Below are 15,637 nucleotides of genomic sequence, written 5' to 3'. Positions count from 1 at the left end.
CGTGGCCGGGGAGCTGAACGGACGGCGGGTCGCGATCCTGGCGGCCGACGGGGTGGAGCGGGTCGAGCTGGAGCAGCCGCGCCGGGCCCTGGACGACGCCGGCGCGCGGACCGACGTGCTGTCGATCCACGACGGCGAGATCCAGGCGCGCAACAACGACCTCGAGGACGCCGGCACCTTCGACGTCGACCGGCTGGTCGGCGCGGCGTCGGTGGACGAGTACGACGCGCTGCTGCTGCCGGGCGGCACGGTGAACCCGGACCAGCTGCGCATGCAGCCGGCGGCGGTCGAGTTCGTGCGGGACTTCGTCGAGTCGGGCAAGCCGGTGGCCAGCATCTGCCACGGGCCGTGGAACTTCGTCGAGGCCGACGTCGCGCGAGGACGGCGGCTGACGTCGTTCCCAAGCATCCGCACGGACCTGCGCAACGCCGGCGCCGAGGTGGTCGACGAGCAGGTCGTCACCGACGGCAACATCACGACGAGCCGGTCGCCGGAGGACCTGCCGGCCTTCTGCGAGCGCATCGTGCAGGAGTTCGCGCGGGCACCGCAGACCGCCGCCGCGGGAGGTCGGGCATGACCAGCTCCCTCGGGAACGTGGCGTCCCTCGCCGCCCGCGCCGGCGGGAGCGTCGTCCGCCAGGTGCGGTCGGCCATCGACCCGTCCGCCGCCCGGCCGGCCGGCGCGGGCCAGCCGGCGTCCGGATGGCTCGTGGTGACCGTGTTCCGCGAGCCGTCCGACGTCGACACCGCGCGGCTGCCCGCCCCCCTGGCCGGGTTCGGCGAACGGATCGAGGTCCGCGTCCGCCCGGCCGCGGGCGGCAAGGGCACCGAGCTCGCGGCCCGGTTGCGCGACCGGCCGTCGCCGGGCCCCGCCCTCGGCCGGCTGGGCGGCAGCGACCCGCAGGCCGACCTGCGGTCCGCGCTGCGCCGGGCCAAGCAGCTCATCGAGGTGGGCGAGGTGCTGGCGGTGGACCCGGCGCCGCACGGCAGGCGGACGGCGACCCCCGGTGGCGTGCTCCTGGAGGCGTGGACCCGGATGGCCCCCAGGGCAGGTGTGCGATGAAGGCGGTGACCTGGCGCGGGGTGAACGAGATCGGCGTCGAGGACGTCCCCGAGCCGAAGCTCCTCAACGACCACGACATCATCCTCGAGGTCGGCCTGTCAGTGACCTGCGGCTCCGACCTGCACCTGCTGGGCGGCTACATCCCCGCGATGCGCGCCGGTGACGTGCTCGGGCACGAGTTCATGGGCACGGTCGCCGAGGTCGGGGCCGGGGTGACCGAGCACCGGGTCGGCGACCGGGTGGTGGTGGTCTCCTTCATCGGCTGCGGGCAGTGCTGGTACTGCACGCAGGGGCTGTGGTCGCTGTGCGACAACGGCAATCCCAACCCCGGGATCACCGAGGCGCTGTGGGGCCAGTCCATCGGCGGCTGCTTCGGCTACTCGCACGCGATGGGCGGCTGGGCGGGCAGCCACGCCCCCTACATCCGGGTGCCCTACGCCGACCAGGGCGCCTTTCCCATCCCCGACGGCGTCTCCGACGAGCGGGCGCTGTTCGCCTCCGACGCCGCACCCACCGGCTGGACCGGGGCGCACCAGGCCGGGGTCCAAGCGGGCGACGTCGTGGCGGTCTGGGGAGCCGGCGGCGTGGGGCAGATGGCCGCCCGTGCGGCCATGCTGATGGGCGCCGAGCGGGTCGTCGTCATCGACCGGTACGACAACCGGCTCGACCAGGTCCGCACGCACATCGGGGCGGAGACCCTCGACTACGAGGAGGTCGACGTCCCCGCGGAACTGCGGGAGATGTCCGGCGGGCGGGGACCGGACGTCTGCATCGAGGCGGTGGGCATGGAGGCGCACGGCAACGGCCCCCAGTACCTCTACGACCAGGTCAAGCAGCAGTTGCGGCTGCAGTCAGACCGGCCGACCGCCCTCCGGGAGGCCGTCTACGCCTGCCGCAAGGGCGGGACGGTGTTCGCGCTGGGCGTGTTCGGCGGCCTGGTGGACAAGTTCCCGATGGGGGCGGTGATGAACAAGGCGCTGACCCTGCGCGGCGCCCAGCAGCACGGGCACCGCTACGTCCCGGAGATCCTCGAGCGCATGAGCCGGGACGAGGTGCGGACCGAGCACCTCGCCACCCACGTGATGCCGCTCGACGACGGGCCGAAGGGCTACCGGATGTTCAAGGAGAAGGAGGACGGGTGCGTCCGTGCGGTGTTCCGTCCGGGTGGCTGAGGCGACACCGGACGGACCGCTCGGGGGCCCGGCGCCGGGCCGGACGGTGGGCCGGCGCCGGGCCCCCGCCGGCCCGCTGCGGCGCCATCCGGTGAGCGTCGCGCGCGGCAGCACGGCGGTGGTGGCGGCCTGAACTCGGTGACCGACCTGGGGCAGCACATCAGCGGTTCCTGACAGGTCATGCGGGTGGCCCAGCGGATCACGGGCCACCCGCCACGGGCGACTCACTCCGGGGTCGAGGACCTCCGTCGACCAGCCGGACCTGACAGAGCGGACCGCGATGAGCCCCGACGACGATCAGCGGCCGTCCGAGCCTCTGGACGTCCACGACGCCTTTGCCGAACTCGGGCAGCTGTCCTTCAGCGACACCTCCCTGGACGCGATGCTGCAGAGGATCGCCGACCTGGCCGAGCAGGTCATCCCCGGCGTCGCGGAGGCCTCGGTCAGCCTGGTGGAGAACGACAAGGCCACCACCGCCGCCTTCACCGGCAAGCTGGCGCTCGACCTCGACGAGTCGCGGTACGGTCGCGGCTACGGTCCCTGCCTGGAGGCGGCGGTCGGTGAGGAGATCCGCGAGATCACCGACGCGCGCGAGGGGAGGCGCTGGCCGGACTACGCCCAGGTGTGCGTCGAACGCGGCTCGCTGAGCTCCATGTCGGTCCCCGTACCGGTGCGACAGACCGTCCACGGTGTCCTGAACCTCTACGCGGTCGAGGCTGCCGCGTTCGACGACGAGGCCGGAGACGTCGCTCGGGCGTTCGCCTCCTACGTCGCCGTGGCGGTGCACAACATGCACCTCTACGAGAGCACCCGCGAGCTCGCCGAGAACCTGGACCGGGCGATGCAGACGCGCGCTGTCATCGAACAGGCCAAGGGCATCCTGATGAGCCAGCGGCGCTGCAACGCGGCCGAGGCCTTCCAGTTGCTCGCGACCGCCTCGCAGCGGTCCAACCGCAAGCTCCGCGACATCGCGCAGGCCGTCGTCGACGGTGCGAGCCGCACCCCGAGCAGCGAGGCCTAGCCGGCGTCGACGACGTCCCGGACGTGTCCCCGGCAGGTCGGGCTCGGAGGTGCCGCTCGCGGACAGGCGGGACCCCGGGGGGAGCAGGACCGGGTGCGTCGCCGTGCTCGCGACGGCGTGCGAGACGCGTGCAGGCGAGCCGGCCGGTGGCGCTCCGTCAGGAGGGTCGGAGCTGCGGCGTCCGGTCCTGATCCACCTGGTCCCGTTCCCCGTCGGCGAAGTCGCCGGCCGTCCTCGGCGCGTGGGTCGGCGAAACGGGCGCAGCTGCATCGTCCGTCGGCCGGTCCCGTCGCTCGCGTCGGAGGCAGGCCACCGCGCCGGCGCCTCGGGTGCGCGGAGGGCGGCCCCGCCACCCCGGGTCTGGAGTGGCGGGGCCTGACCGCGGCACGCCCCCCGGGTGGCCGCCGCGGCTGCTCGGGGTGCAAGCAGACGCTATGCGTCTCGCTGGTGCACCGCCTGTTCGGTGGATCGTGGGCGCCGGGCTGGGACGAGCGGCAGTTCGCCGGTGAGGACGAGGCGCTCGGCGATCTCGCGGACCTTGACGTTCCTCCGCATGGACACCGTGGCGAGGGCTTCGAAGGCCTGATCGGGGGTCAGCCTGTGGCGCTCGATCAGGATGCCCTTGGCCTGCTCGATGACCGCTCGGGACTCGAGCGCGATCCGGAGGTCGTCGGCCGTCTGCCGGGCCCTGCGGTACGCCTGGACGGTTCCGGCGGCGACCGCCGCGTAGGGGGCGAACCCGGTGGCCACCGCTCGGCTGGCCTCGTCGAAGGCCTCCGGCCTCCGGGCGTAGACGTTCAGCGATCCCGCGACCTGCTCCTCCCCGGCGAGGACCAGGGGCACGGCCAGCAGACTGAGGACGCCGTGCTCGGCGACGTAGCGGCCGTAGTCGGGCCACCGGCTGTCCACGCGGGTGTCGCTGATCTCGACCAGGACGCCGTCGTGGGCGGTGTGCAGGCACGGCCCGTCCCCGCGGCGGTACTGGGCCTCGTCGAGGCCGAGGGCCAGGGGCCCGGTGTCGACGACCGTTCGCGGCTCGTCCCCGATCAGCAGCGTGACCGATGCCTCCGGGTCACCGGGCATGACCCTCTTGGTGAGGTCCGCCATCGACTGCAGCAGGCTCTCCATGGAGAGTTCCTGCAAGGACCTCTGGCCCAGGTGCTCCAGGGCCTCCGCTGCTTTCGTGGACCGTTGCTTCCCGCTGTGGGCCACCGCAGGCCTCCGGTCTGATCGATACCGGGGCACGACCTCGGCGGCGAACCCCACGGTGGGCTCCGCATCTGGCTACGCCGCTGCCTGACGCAACATCGACGCCCGACGCCGGGCGCTGGAGGAGACCCTATCCGACTGCCTGGCCGGCACAGTGGCGGTCTCGGACGGCCACGTGTCACGCGGCTCGTCGTCGGGCGTCCTCGAGCCGCCTCGGAGACGTCGGGAGACGGCAGGGCCCCAGCCGGGCGCGGGTCCGCCGGCGTGGCTGCAGTCGTGGTTGCAGCTGGGTCGGACCTGCGGCGACACAGGTCGGACCCTCGTCGTCGTACGGGGTCGGCGCGGCCGCACGGCAGCCGGGGACTCCTCCCTAGAGTTGCCCCATGTCGATGCGGCCGGTCTCCGGCCTCGACGTCGGCGTCCTGCTCGACCGGGTCGAGGGGACGGCGCCGATCGAGGCCCTGCAGGCCGCGGCGGAGGCGCTCGCGGAGATGCTCGGGGCGCAGGACCTGACCTTCCTCATCGCCGACTTCAGCGGCCGCGCCGTCGTGCGTCTCACCACGGGGATCGCCGGAGCCGAGGGCGGTCGCTCGCAGGCGGGCGCGCACGCGGAGACGCTGCCGCTGTCCGACACGGTGTACGACCGCGTGCTGCGGACCCAGGAGGTCGACGTGCGACCGCTGGGCGACGGGGCCCGGGTGGTGGCCCCGGTCAGCGACCGGGGGGACGCGATCGGGCTGCTGGAACTGGTCCTGCCGGCGCACCCGGACCCGGCGGTGGTCGTCGACGTCGCCGCCGCCGCGCACGCCCTGGCCTACGTCGTCATCGCCGCCCGCCGGTACACCGACGTGTTCGAGTGGGGCCAGCGCACGACCCCGTTCTCCCTGGCCGCGGAGATCCAGCGCCGGCTGCTCCCGGCGTCCTACACCTGCGAGGCCGGGCAGTTCACCCTCGCCGGCTGGCTCGAGCCGGCCGCCTCGGTGGGCGGGGACACCTTCGACTACACGCTCAACCAGGACTCGCTGCACGTGTCCATCACCGACGCCGTCGGTCACGAGGTCGACGCCGCCCTGCTGGCCACGCTGCTCGTCGGGGCCCTGCGCAACGCCCGCCGGAAGGGTCTGGGCCTCGCCGGGCAGGCCCGCTACGCCAACGACGCCCTCGTCGACGGCGCCGCGCCGGGGCAGTTCGTCACCGGACAGCTCCTGCGGGTGCACCTGTCGTCCGGGACGGCCGTGGTCGTGAACGCCGGTCACCCGCTGCCGCTGCGGCTGCGGGACCGCACGGTGCAGGAGATCGCCCTGGACGTCGAGCCGCCGTTCGGTGTCGTGCCCCGCGCGTCCTTCCGGCCCCAGGAGTTCCGGCTGGCACCGGGGGACCGGGTCGTCCTCCTCACCGACGGGATGCAGGAGCGCAACGCCGCCGTCCTCGACGTCGCGGCGGCCCTCCGCGACACCGCGGACCTCCACCCCCGGCAGGTCGTCCAGGAACTGGGGGCCGCGGTCCTGCGCGCGACCGGCGGCGACCTCCGCGACGACGCCACGGTGGTGTGCCTGGACTGGTACGGAGGTCCCCCGCGCCGGCGGGACAGCGCGCACGGTGCCGACGCCGGCCGCGCCTCGTCGGCGCGGTCGCCCCGCCGCCCGGACGCCTGACCGCGGGCGCGGACCTCACCCGGCGCCGAAGCGGGCCCAGACGTGCTTGCGGTCGTCGGCGACGGTCCACCCGCGGTCGACGCTGAGGTGGGCGACCATGCGCAGGCCCATGCCGCCGAGGGCGGGATCCCGGTCGGCCGCGGGCTCGGGGGCGGTACGCGGATCGCCGTCACTGACGTCGAGCAGCACTCCCCGGCCCGTGCGGACGGCGAGGACGCGCACCGGCGCACGGCCGTGCCGGAGACCGTTGGACGCCAGTTCGTCGACGGCCACCACGAGGTCGTCGACGACCGCTCCGTCCGCGTCGGACCCCTCGGCCCCGCCCGCCGCCCAGACCCGCAGCTGCGCCCGTACGGTACGCAGGTCCGCAGCGTGGGAGATCTCGCACTCGTAACGGGGTCCCGTGGTCTCGGGACACGGCCGCCGCGGCCAGGGCTCCAGGTCCATGGGCTCGTTCCGGTCCGGGGATGTCCCGGTAGCAGTGCCCCGTCGCCGGCGTCCCGAACCGGTCCGGGTCGTCGCGTGGGCGTCCGCGCGGTCGACCGGGGGTCAGGACGGCCGGTCCGCCTCGCGTTCGGCGGCGCGGTCGCGCTCCCGCGACGCGAACTCGCGGGCCTCGCGGGCCTCGCGGCGCAGGCGTTCGCCGTCCTCGGGGCGGGTCTCGGCGAGCTGGTCGAGGGTCTCGGCGAGCCGCGTCTCGGTGTCGACGATGTTGCGGGAGGTCCGGGCGAGCGCGTCGGCCAGTGCCTCCCTGCGGAGCAGGAGGTCCTCGGCCCGGCGCCGCCCGGCCTCGGCCCGCCGGGCGAGGTGCCGGGTCCGGTCGGCCTCGCCGGCGGGGGGTGTTCCGCTGTCCTCCCGGGACGCCATGGCCGACAGCGTGACGCACCGGCGTCCGCCGCGGCACCCTCCGCTGCGTCCCGGGACGACGGCGGGGACCGGGACGCCCACCCCGACGGGGGACGGCGCGGCGCGGCTGCTTGCGCAGGTCGGCAGACTGCCGGGGTGATCGAGAGCGCCGACGCCGCCGGGACGACCGCACGCATCCCCTCCCTCCCGGCCGCCCGGACCGCTCCGGTCCCCGCCCCGTCCGACGACACGCTGCTCGTCCCCGGGGAGACCTGCTGGCGGATCGAGCGCGCCGACCGCCACGCCGTCTTCGTCGACGCCGCCGACTACTTCGCCACCCTCAAGCGCGCGGTGCTGCGCGCCGAGCGCCGGGTGCTGTTCATCGGCTGGGACTTCGACCCGCGCATCCGGATGGACCCGCGCACGCCCGGCCGTGCCCGCGACGACCGCCTGGGCCGCGTGCTCGAGCACGCCGTCCGCGCCAACCCGCGGCTGGAGATCGGCGTCCTGCAGTGGGACCTCGGCATGGTGGTGGCGCTCACCCGCCGCATGGCCCCGATCGTGCTGCTCGACCGGCGCACCCCCGACCGGCTGCGGTTCACCGTCGACACGCACCACCCGCTCGGCGGCGCGCACCACCAGAAGATCGTCGTCATCGACGACTGCCTGGCCTTCGCCGGCGGCATCGACGTCACCGCCGACCGCTGGGACACCTCCGAGCACCGCGACCGCCACCCGCTGCGGCACCGGCCGCACACCACCCGCCTGCGCGGGCCCTGGCACGACGTCACCAGCCTGGTCTCCGGCCCGGCCGCCCGCGCGATCGGCGACCTCGCCCGCGAGCGCTGGGAGAGCGGCACCGGGGAGCACCTGGAGCCGGTGACCGACGTCGAGGCCTGCTGGCCCGAGGAGGCCGAGACCTTCCTCACCGACGTCGACGTCGCGGTCTCGCGCACCCGCCCCGAGTACGGCGGCGCCGGGCTGGTGCACGAGATCGAGCTGCTGTGGCTGGCCGTGGTCGCGGCCGCCCGGCGCACCGTCTACGTCGAGACGCAGTACTTCGCCAACCGCCGGGTCGCCGAGGCGATCGCCGAGCGGCTGCAGGAGCCCGACGGGCCGGAGTTCGTCGTCGTCCTGCCGCGGTCGGCCGACGGCTGGCTGGAGAGCAAGGCCATGGACACCGCCCGGGTGAAGCTGTTCGACCTGGTCACCCGCGCCGACCGGTACGACCGGTTCCGGCTGCTCGTGCCGGTCACCGAGGAGCGCCGGCCCATCTACGTGCACGCCAAGGTGACCTGCCTCGACGACCGGCTGCTGCGGATCGGCTCGGCCAACCTCAACAACCGCTCGATGGGGCTGGACACCGAGTGCGACCTGTCGATCGAGGCCCGCACCGGCGACCCGCGCCACGACGAGCTGGCCGCGGCGGTCCTGGGCATGCGCCACCGCCTGCTCGGGGAGCACCTCGGGGTCGCGCCGGAGGAGGTCGCGGCCGCGGTGGAGGAGCACGGCGGGTCGCTGGTCCGCGCCGTCGACGCGCTGATGCGGCCGGCCGGGCGCTCACTGGTGGCCTTCGAGGCGCCGGAGCTCGACCCGGTGGAGCGACTGCTCGCCGAGACCGAGCTGCTCGACGCCGAGCACACCCCGAACCGCTGGCGCCGGGTGAAGCGGGCCTTCGCCGGCCGCCGGCGCCGCCAGCGCGGCTGAGCGCGGGCGGGTCAGAAGCCGAACAGCAGGCCCAGGCCCGCGACGGTGAGCAGCACCATCACGAGCACCAGCGGCAGCTGGTCCGACGCCGGGGCCCGCGGCGCCACGCGCAGCGCCTTCTCGTGGGCCAGCAGCACGCCGACGACGTGGCCCAGCACCACCGCGCCGACCTGCACCCAGGCGATGACGTCGGGGCTCACCGCGCGCAGGTCCACCACGTCGGCCGCCGTGCCGAACAGGTCGGCGCCGGTTCCGAACGGGTCGCTGGCGAGGATCCACGTCGTCTGCCCGTCGAGGGCGAGCAGCGAGAAGTAGTGCGCCACGGTGTAGCCGACCGCGATCGGCACCACCGACGCCGCGTACAGCCGGGGCTGCGGGCCCGGCGGGAGGCGGCCGAGGCGGCCCGAGAGCCGGGTGCCCAGCAGGTACAGGACCGCGACCAGCGCGGTGCACGCGACCAGCCCGACGGTGCCCGAGGCGGTGTCGCCGGCCGCCCCCGGGCCGGTCTGCCACCACGCGGTGCGGGAGAGCCCGTCGAAGCCGGTGGAGCCGAGCAGCACCACCACGACGGCGGCCAGTCCCGGGGAGTCCGGGCCGGCCATCGCGTTGGTCAGCGGCGAGCGGACGACGACCACGCCGTCGTCGCGCCGGCCGACGACCGACAGCCGGCCGAGGACGGCCGAGTACACCTCGAAGCCGTCGCCGCGGGCGAACCACCCCTCGCCGAACCAGGCCGCCGCCGCCAGGTGCACGACCGCGTGGGCGGCGAGGAAGACCGCGACCGTGACCGGCTCCGACCGGCCCGGGTACACCAGCTCCAGCCAGACGAAGGCCAGCAGCGAGCCGGCCGCCGGCCACAGCCCCAGCGCCGGCAGCCGGTCGGCGCCGCGCGGCGGTCCCGTGAGCACCCGCAGGCCGCGGGCGAGCAGCCGCAGCGGGTTGAGCACCCGCCACACCGGCCCGAGCAGCAGGCTCACCGGCACCAGCCCCACCCAGAAGGTCACGTAGAGGACCCAGGGCGCGAGGTTGTCCGCCGTGTCTTCGGGGCCGGCCAGCGCCACCGCCAGGACGAGCACGGCGACGGCGAGCGCGACCGCCTGCATGCCCCGGCGCAGCGGAGCGCTGTGCGCGGCGCGCTGCACCCAGGCCGGCAGCGGGTGCCCGGAGGCGGCGTCGCCGAGCCTCGGCCGGCGCCAGAACAGCAGCAGGACGGTGAAGCTGACCAGGATCGCCGCGCCCGCGCCGTAGAGCGCCAGGCCGAGGGGGAGCGGCAGGTCGGTGCGCGACCCGACGCCGTGCGCGAGGACGGTCACCCGACCTGCAGCGACAGCAGCACCGTGCCCGTCCCGTGCAGCTCCACCTCGAACACCCCGGGGATGTCCGCGGTGAACCGCACCGTCGCGGGCGTGCCCGGGGCGAGCGCGGCCTCCAGGTCGTAGCCGTGCACGTGCACCTCGTCGGCGGCGTCGCCGGTCACGGTGAGGGTCACCTGCTCCCCGAGGGGGACGGGGACGCGGCCGGTGTCGCCGGTGGCCCGCCCGCCGGCGACCTGCACCGCGAGCGCGCGGCCGGCCGGGGTGGGTGCGGCCGAGGACGGGGACGAGGACGGGGACGAGGACGGAGCCGCCGTCGCCGACGGCGCGCCCGCGTCGGACGGCGCGGTCCCGGCACAGCCGCTCAGGGCCACGACCGCGAGAGCGGCCAGGGCCAGGCGGCGGGTCACCGGCCGGCCCCGCTCGGCGCCGGGGCGGTGCTGCCCACCGGCCGGTCGGGGGACCGCTCGCCGGCGCTGCCGCGGCGCGAGCAGCGGCCCACGCCCCAGGAGATGGCCGCGACGATCGCGATCGTGCAGGCCAGGACCACGAGGTTGGCCACGGCCCACAGCCCGCCGCCGGCGTCCTTCAGCTCCCGCTGCAGCAGGTCGACCTCCGGGACCGCCGCGCGGGTGACCCCGTCGGTGGCGGCGATCTCGCCGGCCGGGATGGCCGGGTCCTCGGGCAGGTAGACCGGCACCGCGGTGAGCACGCGGCCGTCGTGGATGCGCAGCATCGTCTTCCAGTCGTCGTGCACCGGCACCGGCTCGGTGGTCCGGTACTCACCCGGCCCGGTGCGCTCGAGGTCGGTGACGACCAGCCCCTGGCCCTGCCACGCGGTGATCTGCACCCACGCCGGGTCGTCGAGGGCGTCGGCGGGGTCCAGCCGCACGGTGACGTGCGCCGTCCGCGGGTCGGTGGTGACGTCCTCGATCGCGAGGGTGGCCTCGAGGTCGCCGGGCACGGTCGCGACCAGCCCGTTGGCCACGCCGCCGGCGAGGGCCAGCAGGCTCAGGACGAGCACGCCGCGCGCCACGGCGGGGCGCGGCAGCCGGCGGCGCAGGCCGAGCGCGAGCAGCGCGCCGATCAGCCCGCCCGCGACGCCCCCGACGACGGCCATGAGGGTGCCCTCGACCAGGACGTCGCCGTTCCACTCGAGCACCTGGGTGACCCGGGTCCACAGGCCCTCGACCGCCGTGCCGACGGTCCCGACCAGCACGCCGGCGACCGCGCCGAAGGCCAGCGGGCGGCGGGCGAGCGGCCAGGCCAGCGCGAGCAGTTCCACCAGCAGCGCGGAGCCGAGGTAGAGCGGGAACTGCGGCGTGATCTCGCCGAGGACCGGGCCGACGACGACGGCGATCGTGCCGCGGACGACGAGGAAGAACCCGGCGGCGGCCAGCGCCCCGCCCCGGCCCATCCAGAGCCGGGCGGCGACCAGCGCGGCCCCCGCGGCGCCGGCGATCATGAACGGCTCGAGCACCAGGCGGAACTGCGGGACGTCGAAGTCGAACTCGCCCTGGAACACCGACAGGCCCAGCAGCAGGCCGCCCATGGCCGAGGCCCGGCGGAGGAACCGGGCGCGGTCGCCCCCCTCGCGGCCGCCGTGCACCCGGCCGCCGTGCACCCGGTCGCCGTGCACCCGGTCGCCGTGGCCCTCCGTCTCCAGCACCAGCAGCCCGACGATCGACAGGCCGGCGCCGCCGATGAGCATGAGGTGGGTGGGGCCCCACAGCGTGACGTCCTGGCCGAACAGGCGGTGCCAGACGTCGTCGAGGGGGAAGCCGAGCAGGGCGTAGAAGCCCGCGGCGGTGAGCAGCACGCCGCCGACCGGGACGTCCCAGCCGCGGACGAACCGGACGGCGGCCGGGCCGGGGCGCTCGTCCAGCGGCATGGAGCAGGCCAGCACGCCACCGGCGAAGACCCCGAACAGGCCGAACAGGATGAGGTAGTGCGCGGGGTTGGCCAGCGGGCCCTCGTCGCGGCCGACGCCGACGTGCAGCGCGATGTCCCACATCATCCCGAGCAGCGCGACCAGCAGCGACGCCGTCGTCAGCACGGTCGGGAGGGCGACCCAGCCGGGGACGTGGGTGGCCCGGCCGAGGGCGCTCCCGGCGCGGGCGAGCACCGTCGTCCGGCGGGTGCGGTGGGCCCACACCAGGCCGAGCAGGACGGCGGTGAGGGCGAACCCGATGGCGGAGGCGAGCACGACCTCGCCGACGGCGGCACCGCCGGCGGGACGGTCCTCCACGGCGAGCAGCACTGGTCCCAGGGACGTCACGCCGCTATAGAACACTGATCGACGTCACATCGCAAAGTGGCACATTGCCACACCGTTACGATCGGGTCCTGATGGAGGCTGAGGAGCGGGCTGCCGAGCACGACGGCGAGCGGGAGATGACGGTCGACGAGCTCGCCGCGCGGGTGGGCATCACCGTGCGCAACGTGCGGGCGTACGCGGCCCGCGGGCTGCTGCCCCCGCCCCGGCTGGTGGGGCGCACCGGCTACTACGGCCCCGAGCACGTCGCCCGGCTGCTGCTGGTGCGGGAGATGCTCGCCGAGGGCTACTCCCTCGCCGTCATCGAGCGGACGCTGGCCACCGCCCCCGCCGTCGGCGGCTCGGCCACCCTCGCGCTGCACCGCGCGCTGCTCGCGCCCTGGCTGCCGCCGGAGCCGGAGGAGACCACCGCCGAGGAGCTCGCCGCCCGGGCGGGCGTGCCGGTGGACCCGGCCACCGTCGACGAGATGGTCCGGCTCGGTCTGGTCGAGCGGCTCGACGACGGCCGGCTGCGGGTCACCGACCCGCCGCTGCTGACCGCGGGCCTGCAGGTCGTCCGGCTCGGCGTGCCGCCGTCGGCGCTCATCGCCGCCCAGGCCCGGGTCATCGAGCTGGTGCGGGAGATCGCGGCCACCTACGTCGGCATGTACGTCGAGACCGGGTGGCGCGCGCTGTTCGCGGAGGGCTCGCCGCCGGACCAGCTCGACCGGGTGCGGGCCGTGGTGGACCGGCTGCAGCCGGCCGCCGCGCAGGCGCTGCTGGCGAGCTTCCGCACCGAGATGGCCGCCGCGGTCGGCGCCGCGGTCGAGGCCGAGCTCGGCGCGCTCGCCGAGGAGTGAGCCGGGTCGCCTACCCGTCGCGGCCGGCCGACGGCTCGTCGATGCGCTCGTGGGAGCCGTCGCGCCCGTCGCGCTCGCGGGCGGCCAGCCGCCGGTCGCGCACCACCGCGGCGACGACGACCGCGACCAGGACCGCCGCCGGCACGGAGAACCCGGCGGTGGCGATCAGGCTCAGCCCGTCGGTCGCCAGGACGCTCGTGCCGGACACGTCCTCCATGTGACACCGATCGGTGTCACGGTGTCAAACCGGCGCACCCTGTCGGCACCCGGCGGTAGGACACCGCCATGAGCCCGCGCCGCCCGCTCGACCTGCTGGCCGCCCCCTCCAGCGCCGCGGCGCACTGGCCCGGGCAGGAGCGCGCCTGGGCGGCCCTGGCCGCGGCGGGCCTGACCGGAGAGCTCGGACGGGCCCGGGAGGTCGCCGTCCGGGAGCTGTTCCCGCCGGTCCGGTGGGCCGCCGGCCCGGCCCCGGCGGGGCGGGTGCGCGACGCCGCCCGCGTCGTCGCCGGCCTGGCCGCGGTGCGGGACGCGGTCGCCACGGCGCTGGACGCCGGCCGGACGCCGGTCGTGGTCGGCGGCGAGTGCACGACGACGGTGGGGCTGGTCGCCGGTGCCCGCGCCACCGGCCGGTCCCCGGGGCTGGTGTACGTCGACGGCGGGGTCGACCTGCGCACGCCGGCCGACAACCCGACCGGCGTCGCGGACTCGATGGCGCTGGCCCACGTGCTCGCGCTGCCCGGGTGCGATCCCGACCTGCTCGCGGTCGGCCCGGTCCGGCCGCTGCTGGCGGTGGACGACGTCGTGGCGGTGGGCGTCCGGGACGCCGAGCCGGACGCGACGACGGCGCGCCGGATCGGCCTCGCCGCCGTCCCGGCCGACGAGGTGGTGGCCGACCCCGACGGCGCCGCCGCGGGGGCCGCCGCGGCGGTGGACGGGCCCGACGGCTTCCTCGTGCACCTCGACGTCGACGTCGTCGAGTTCCTCGACCTGCCGCTGGCCGACGTGCCGGACCACGGGCGGGGGCTGCCGCTCGAGGTCGTCGCCGCGGTGTTGCGCCGGCTGTGCGCCGAGGACGGCTTCCGCGGCCTGTGCCTCACGGAGGTCAACCCCGACCACGCGCCGGACCCGGGCGAGGTCGCCCGGCTGGTGGCGGTCCTCACCGCCGCGCTGGCCTGAGCCACGGTTCCGCGCGGGCGCCGCGGGGGAGGAGCAGGGCATGAGCGGTTCTGCGACCTTCGACTTCACCGGCTCCGTCGTCCTCGTCACCGGCGGCGGGACCGGCATCGGCCTGGCGATCACCCGGGCCTTCCTCGACGCCGGCGCCACCGTCGCGATCACCGGCCGCCGGCGGGACCGGCTCGAGTCCGCCCTCGAGGGCGTGCCCGCCGAGCGCGGCGCGGCGCTGCCCGCGGACGTCTCCGACCCGGCCCAGGTGCGGCGGCTGGTCGCCGACGTCGTCGACCGGTTCGGCCGGCTCGACGTCGTGGTCAGCAACGCGGCCGGCTACGAGAGCGGGGAGGTCACCGACCTCGCCGACGACGCGTGGGAGCAGATGCGCGCCACCAACGTCGACGCGTTCTTCCACCTCGCCAAGGCCGCGCTGCCGCGGCTGGCGGAGTCCGGCGGCAACCTGGTCGCCGTCTCCTCGGTGTCGGGGCTGCGCGGCGACTGGGGGCAGGCCGGCTACAACGCCACCAAGGCGGCGGTGACCAACTTCGTGCGGTCGCTGGCGCTCGACTGGGGCCCGCGCGGCGTGCGGCTCAACGCCGTCGCGCCCGCGTTCACGTTCACCGAGCTCAACGCCGACGCCCCCCGCGACGACGAGTCGCTCGCGCCCTTCCGCAACCGCATCGCCCTGGGACGGCCCGGGGAACCCGAGGACATCGCGCCGTCGGTGCTGTTCCTCGCCTCCGGGGGCGCGCGGTACGTCACCGGCGCGGTGCTGGCCGTCGACGGCGGCACCAGCGCCTCCACCGGCCAGGCCCACGTCTGAGAGGGCGCACGGGTGACCGCCCGCGCCGCCTCCGACCGGCTGGCGTTCGTCGCCGGCGTCGTCGCGGCGGCGCCGGGGGAGCGGGTGCTCGAGGTCGGCTGCGGCGCCGGCGTGCTGGTCACGGAGCTCGCGGCCGCGGTCGGCGACGGGCGGGTGGTCGCGGTGGACCGGTCGGCGCGGACGGCCGCCGCGGCCGCCCGCCGCAACCGGGAGGCGGTCGACGCCGGCCGGGTGCGGGTCCTCGCCGCGCCGCTGCTCGACGCCGACCTGGCCGGCGAGCGCTTCGACGCCGTCGTCGCCGTCGACGTCCGGGCGTTCTGGACGCCCCCGGCGCCGGAGTGGGACGTCGTCGCGCGGGTGCTCGACCCCGGCGGCCGCGTGGTCCTCGGGTTCTCGGTCATGCGCCCGGACGACCGGGACCGGGTGCGGGCGGCCGTGGCGCGGCTGGCGGGGGAGCGCGGGTTCGCGGTGACCGTGGCCGCGGAGGCGGCCACCGCGCCGTTCCCGACCGCCGCGGTCGAGGTGCGCCGTCCCGGGTAGGGGAG

17 protein-coding genes are annotated in these 15,637 nt (G+C 76.1%); 10 read left to right on the top strand and 7 right to left on the bottom strand.

The window, feature by feature from the left end:
* Position 1: 1 nt before the first annotated feature.
* From ACI8AB_RS01580 to ACI8AB_RS01565, 4 genes are all read left to right on the top strand, one after another.
* Entirely contained in the window at positions 2 to 577 is a 576-nt protein-coding gene (locus ACI8AB_RS01580; RefSeq protein ID WP_456948693.1) for a type 1 glutamine amidotransferase domain-containing protein, read from the top strand.
* Entirely contained in the window at positions 574 to 1,062 is a 489-nt protein-coding gene (locus ACI8AB_RS01575; RefSeq protein WP_456948692.1) for a hypothetical protein, read from the top strand. Before ACI8AB_RS01580 ends, ACI8AB_RS01575 begins: the two co-directional genes overlap by 4 nt.
* A complete protein-coding gene (locus ACI8AB_RS01570) occupies positions 1,059 to 2,234 on the top strand; it encodes a zinc-dependent alcohol dehydrogenase (protein ID WP_456948691.1) in 1,176 nt (391 codons plus the stop codon). The genes ACI8AB_RS01575 and ACI8AB_RS01570 overlap by 4 nt, the downstream gene beginning before the upstream one ends.
* 280 nt (positions 2,235 to 2,514) lie before the next feature.
* On the top strand, positions 2,515 to 3,255 hold the full coding sequence (locus ACI8AB_RS01565) for an ANTAR domain-containing protein (RefSeq protein ID WP_456948690.1): 741 nt from the start codon (positions 2,515 to 2,517) through the stop codon (positions 3,253 to 3,255).
* 432 nt (positions 3,256 to 3,687) lie between these two features.
* Here the strand turns inward: ACI8AB_RS01565 and ACI8AB_RS01560 are convergent, their stop codons facing one another.
* Positions 3,688 to 4,383: an ANTAR domain-containing protein gene (locus tag ACI8AB_RS01560; RefSeq protein WP_456948689.1), complete on the bottom strand. Its 696-nt coding sequence runs from the start codon at positions 4,381 to 4,383 to the stop codon at positions 3,688 to 3,690.
* Positions 4,384 to 4,847: 464 nt separating this feature from the next.
* On the opposite strand from ACI8AB_RS01560, the gene ACI8AB_RS01555 reads away from it, so the two are divergent.
* Positions 4,848 to 6,119: a PP2C family protein-serine/threonine phosphatase gene (locus ACI8AB_RS01555; RefSeq protein WP_456948688.1), complete on the top strand. Its 1,272-nt coding sequence runs from the start codon at positions 4,848 to 4,850 to the stop codon at positions 6,117 to 6,119.
* A gap of 15 nt (positions 6,120 to 6,134) precedes the next feature.
* Here ACI8AB_RS01555 and ACI8AB_RS01550 read toward each other — a convergent pair whose 3' ends face one another.
* Entirely contained in the window at positions 6,135 to 6,566 is a 432-nt protein-coding gene (locus ACI8AB_RS01550) for an ATP-binding protein (RefSeq protein WP_456948687.1), read from the bottom strand.
* Between the two features lie 102 nt (positions 6,567 to 6,668).
* Positions 6,669 to 6,986, bottom strand: coding sequence for a hypothetical protein (locus ACI8AB_RS01545; RefSeq protein ID WP_456948686.1), 318 nt, complete (start codon positions 6,984 to 6,986; stop codon positions 6,669 to 6,671).
* A 135-nt stretch (positions 6,987 to 7,121) separates the two neighbouring features.
* On the opposite strand from ACI8AB_RS01545, the gene ACI8AB_RS01540 reads away from it, so the two are divergent.
* Entirely contained in the window at positions 7,122 to 8,672 is a 1,551-nt protein-coding gene (locus ACI8AB_RS01540; protein ID WP_456948685.1) for a phospholipase D-like domain-containing protein, read from the top strand.
* Positions 8,673 to 8,683: 11 nt separating this feature from the next.
* Here ACI8AB_RS01540 and ACI8AB_RS01535 read toward each other — a convergent pair whose 3' ends face one another.
* From ACI8AB_RS01535 to ACI8AB_RS01525, 3 genes are read right to left on the bottom strand one after another with little or no spacing between them, the layout of a single operon-like run.
* Entirely contained in the window at positions 8,684 to 9,985 is a 1,302-nt protein-coding gene (locus ACI8AB_RS01535; RefSeq protein WP_456948684.1) for a hypothetical protein, read from the bottom strand.
* The gene (locus ACI8AB_RS01530; RefSeq protein ID WP_456948683.1) at positions 9,982 to 10,395 is read right to left on the bottom strand and encodes a hypothetical protein; all 414 of its coding nucleotides are present in this window, start codon (positions 10,393 to 10,395) and stop codon (positions 9,982 to 9,984) included. Before ACI8AB_RS01530 ends, ACI8AB_RS01535 begins: the two co-directional genes overlap by 4 nt.
* The gene (locus ACI8AB_RS01525; protein ID WP_456948682.1) at positions 10,392 to 12,263 is read right to left on the bottom strand and encodes a hypothetical protein; all 1,872 of its coding nucleotides are present in this window, start codon (positions 12,261 to 12,263) and stop codon (positions 10,392 to 10,394) included. The genes ACI8AB_RS01530 and ACI8AB_RS01525 overlap by 4 nt, the downstream gene beginning before the upstream one ends.
* Positions 12,264 to 12,334: 71 nt before the next feature.
* On the opposite strand from ACI8AB_RS01525, the gene ACI8AB_RS01520 reads away from it, so the two are divergent.
* Positions 12,335 to 13,099 (top strand): MerR family transcriptional regulator, encoded by a 765-nt coding sequence (locus ACI8AB_RS01520; RefSeq protein WP_387985931.1) that lies wholly within the window; start codon positions 12,335 to 12,337, stop codon positions 13,097 to 13,099.
* Between the two features lie 10 nt (positions 13,100 to 13,109).
* Here the strand turns inward: ACI8AB_RS01520 and ACI8AB_RS01515 are convergent, their stop codons facing one another.
* Complete coding sequence (locus ACI8AB_RS01515; RefSeq protein WP_456948681.1) at positions 13,110 to 13,307, bottom strand: hypothetical protein; 198 nt, start codon at positions 13,305 to 13,307, stop codon at positions 13,110 to 13,112.
* A gap of 77 nt (positions 13,308 to 13,384) precedes the next feature.
* Between ACI8AB_RS01515 and ACI8AB_RS01510 the strand changes: the two genes are divergently transcribed.
* The 3 genes from ACI8AB_RS01510 to ACI8AB_RS01500 are packed head-to-tail and all read left to right on the top strand — an operon-like array spanning position 13,385 to position 15,632.
* Positions 13,385 to 14,275: an arginase family protein gene (locus tag ACI8AB_RS01510; protein ID WP_456948680.1), complete on the top strand. Its 891-nt coding sequence runs from the start codon at positions 13,385 to 13,387 to the stop codon at positions 14,273 to 14,275.
* Between the two features lie 40 nt (positions 14,276 to 14,315).
* Positions 14,316 to 15,092, top strand: a complete 777-nt coding sequence (locus tag ACI8AB_RS01505) for an SDR family NAD(P)-dependent oxidoreductase (protein WP_456948679.1) — start codon at positions 14,316 to 14,318, stop codon at positions 15,090 to 15,092.
* 12 nt (positions 15,093 to 15,104) lie between these two features.
* A complete protein-coding gene (locus ACI8AB_RS01500; RefSeq protein WP_456948678.1) occupies positions 15,105 to 15,632 on the top strand; it encodes a methyltransferase domain-containing protein in 528 nt (175 codons plus the stop codon).
* Positions 15,633 to 15,637: the final 5 nt, after the last annotated feature.

This window comes from Geodermatophilus sp. SYSU D00698 (assembly GCF_054050335.1).
The sequence above is the reverse complement of the archived record's forward strand: the minus strand, read 5'-3'. Positions and strand labels throughout refer to the sequence as shown.

What these genes read in the sequence shown, in the direction of transcription:
- ACI8AB_RS01545 (WP_456948686.1), bottom strand. Translation starts at nt 6,986, where the DNA reads ATGGCGTCCCGGGAGGACAGCGGAACACCCCCCGCCGGCGAGGCCGAC.
- ACI8AB_RS01505 (WP_456948679.1), top strand. Translation starts at nt 14,316, where the DNA reads ATGAGCGGTTCTGCGACCTTCGACTTCACCGGCTCCGTCGTCCTCGTC.
- ACI8AB_RS01570 (WP_456948691.1), top strand. Translation starts at nt 1,059, where the DNA reads ATGAAGGCGGTGACCTGGCGCGGGGTGAACGAGATCGGCGTCGAGGAC.
- ACI8AB_RS01550 (WP_456948687.1), bottom strand. Translation starts at nt 6,566, where the DNA reads ATGGACCTGGAGCCCTGGCCGCGGCGGCCGTGTCCCGAGACCACGGGA.
- ACI8AB_RS01565 (WP_456948690.1), top strand. Translation starts at nt 2,515, where the DNA reads ATGAGCCCCGACGACGATCAGCGGCCGTCCGAGCCTCTGGACGTCCAC.
- ACI8AB_RS01555 (WP_456948688.1), top strand. Translation starts at nt 4,848, where the DNA reads ATGTCGATGCGGCCGGTCTCCGGCCTCGACGTCGGCGTCCTGCTCGAC.
- ACI8AB_RS01510 (WP_456948680.1), top strand. Translation starts at nt 13,385, where the DNA reads ATGAGCCCGCGCCGCCCGCTCGACCTGCTGGCCGCCCCCTCCAGCGCC.
- ACI8AB_RS01560 (WP_456948689.1), bottom strand. Translation starts at nt 4,383, where the DNA reads ATGGAGAGCCTGCTGCAGTCGATGGCGGACCTCACCAAGAGGGTCATG.
- ACI8AB_RS01575 (WP_456948692.1), top strand. Translation starts at nt 574, where the DNA reads ATGACCAGCTCCCTCGGGAACGTGGCGTCCCTCGCCGCCCGCGCCGGC.
- ACI8AB_RS01520 (WP_387985931.1), top strand. Translation starts at nt 12,335, where the DNA reads ATGGAGGCTGAGGAGCGGGCTGCCGAGCACGACGGCGAGCGGGAGATG.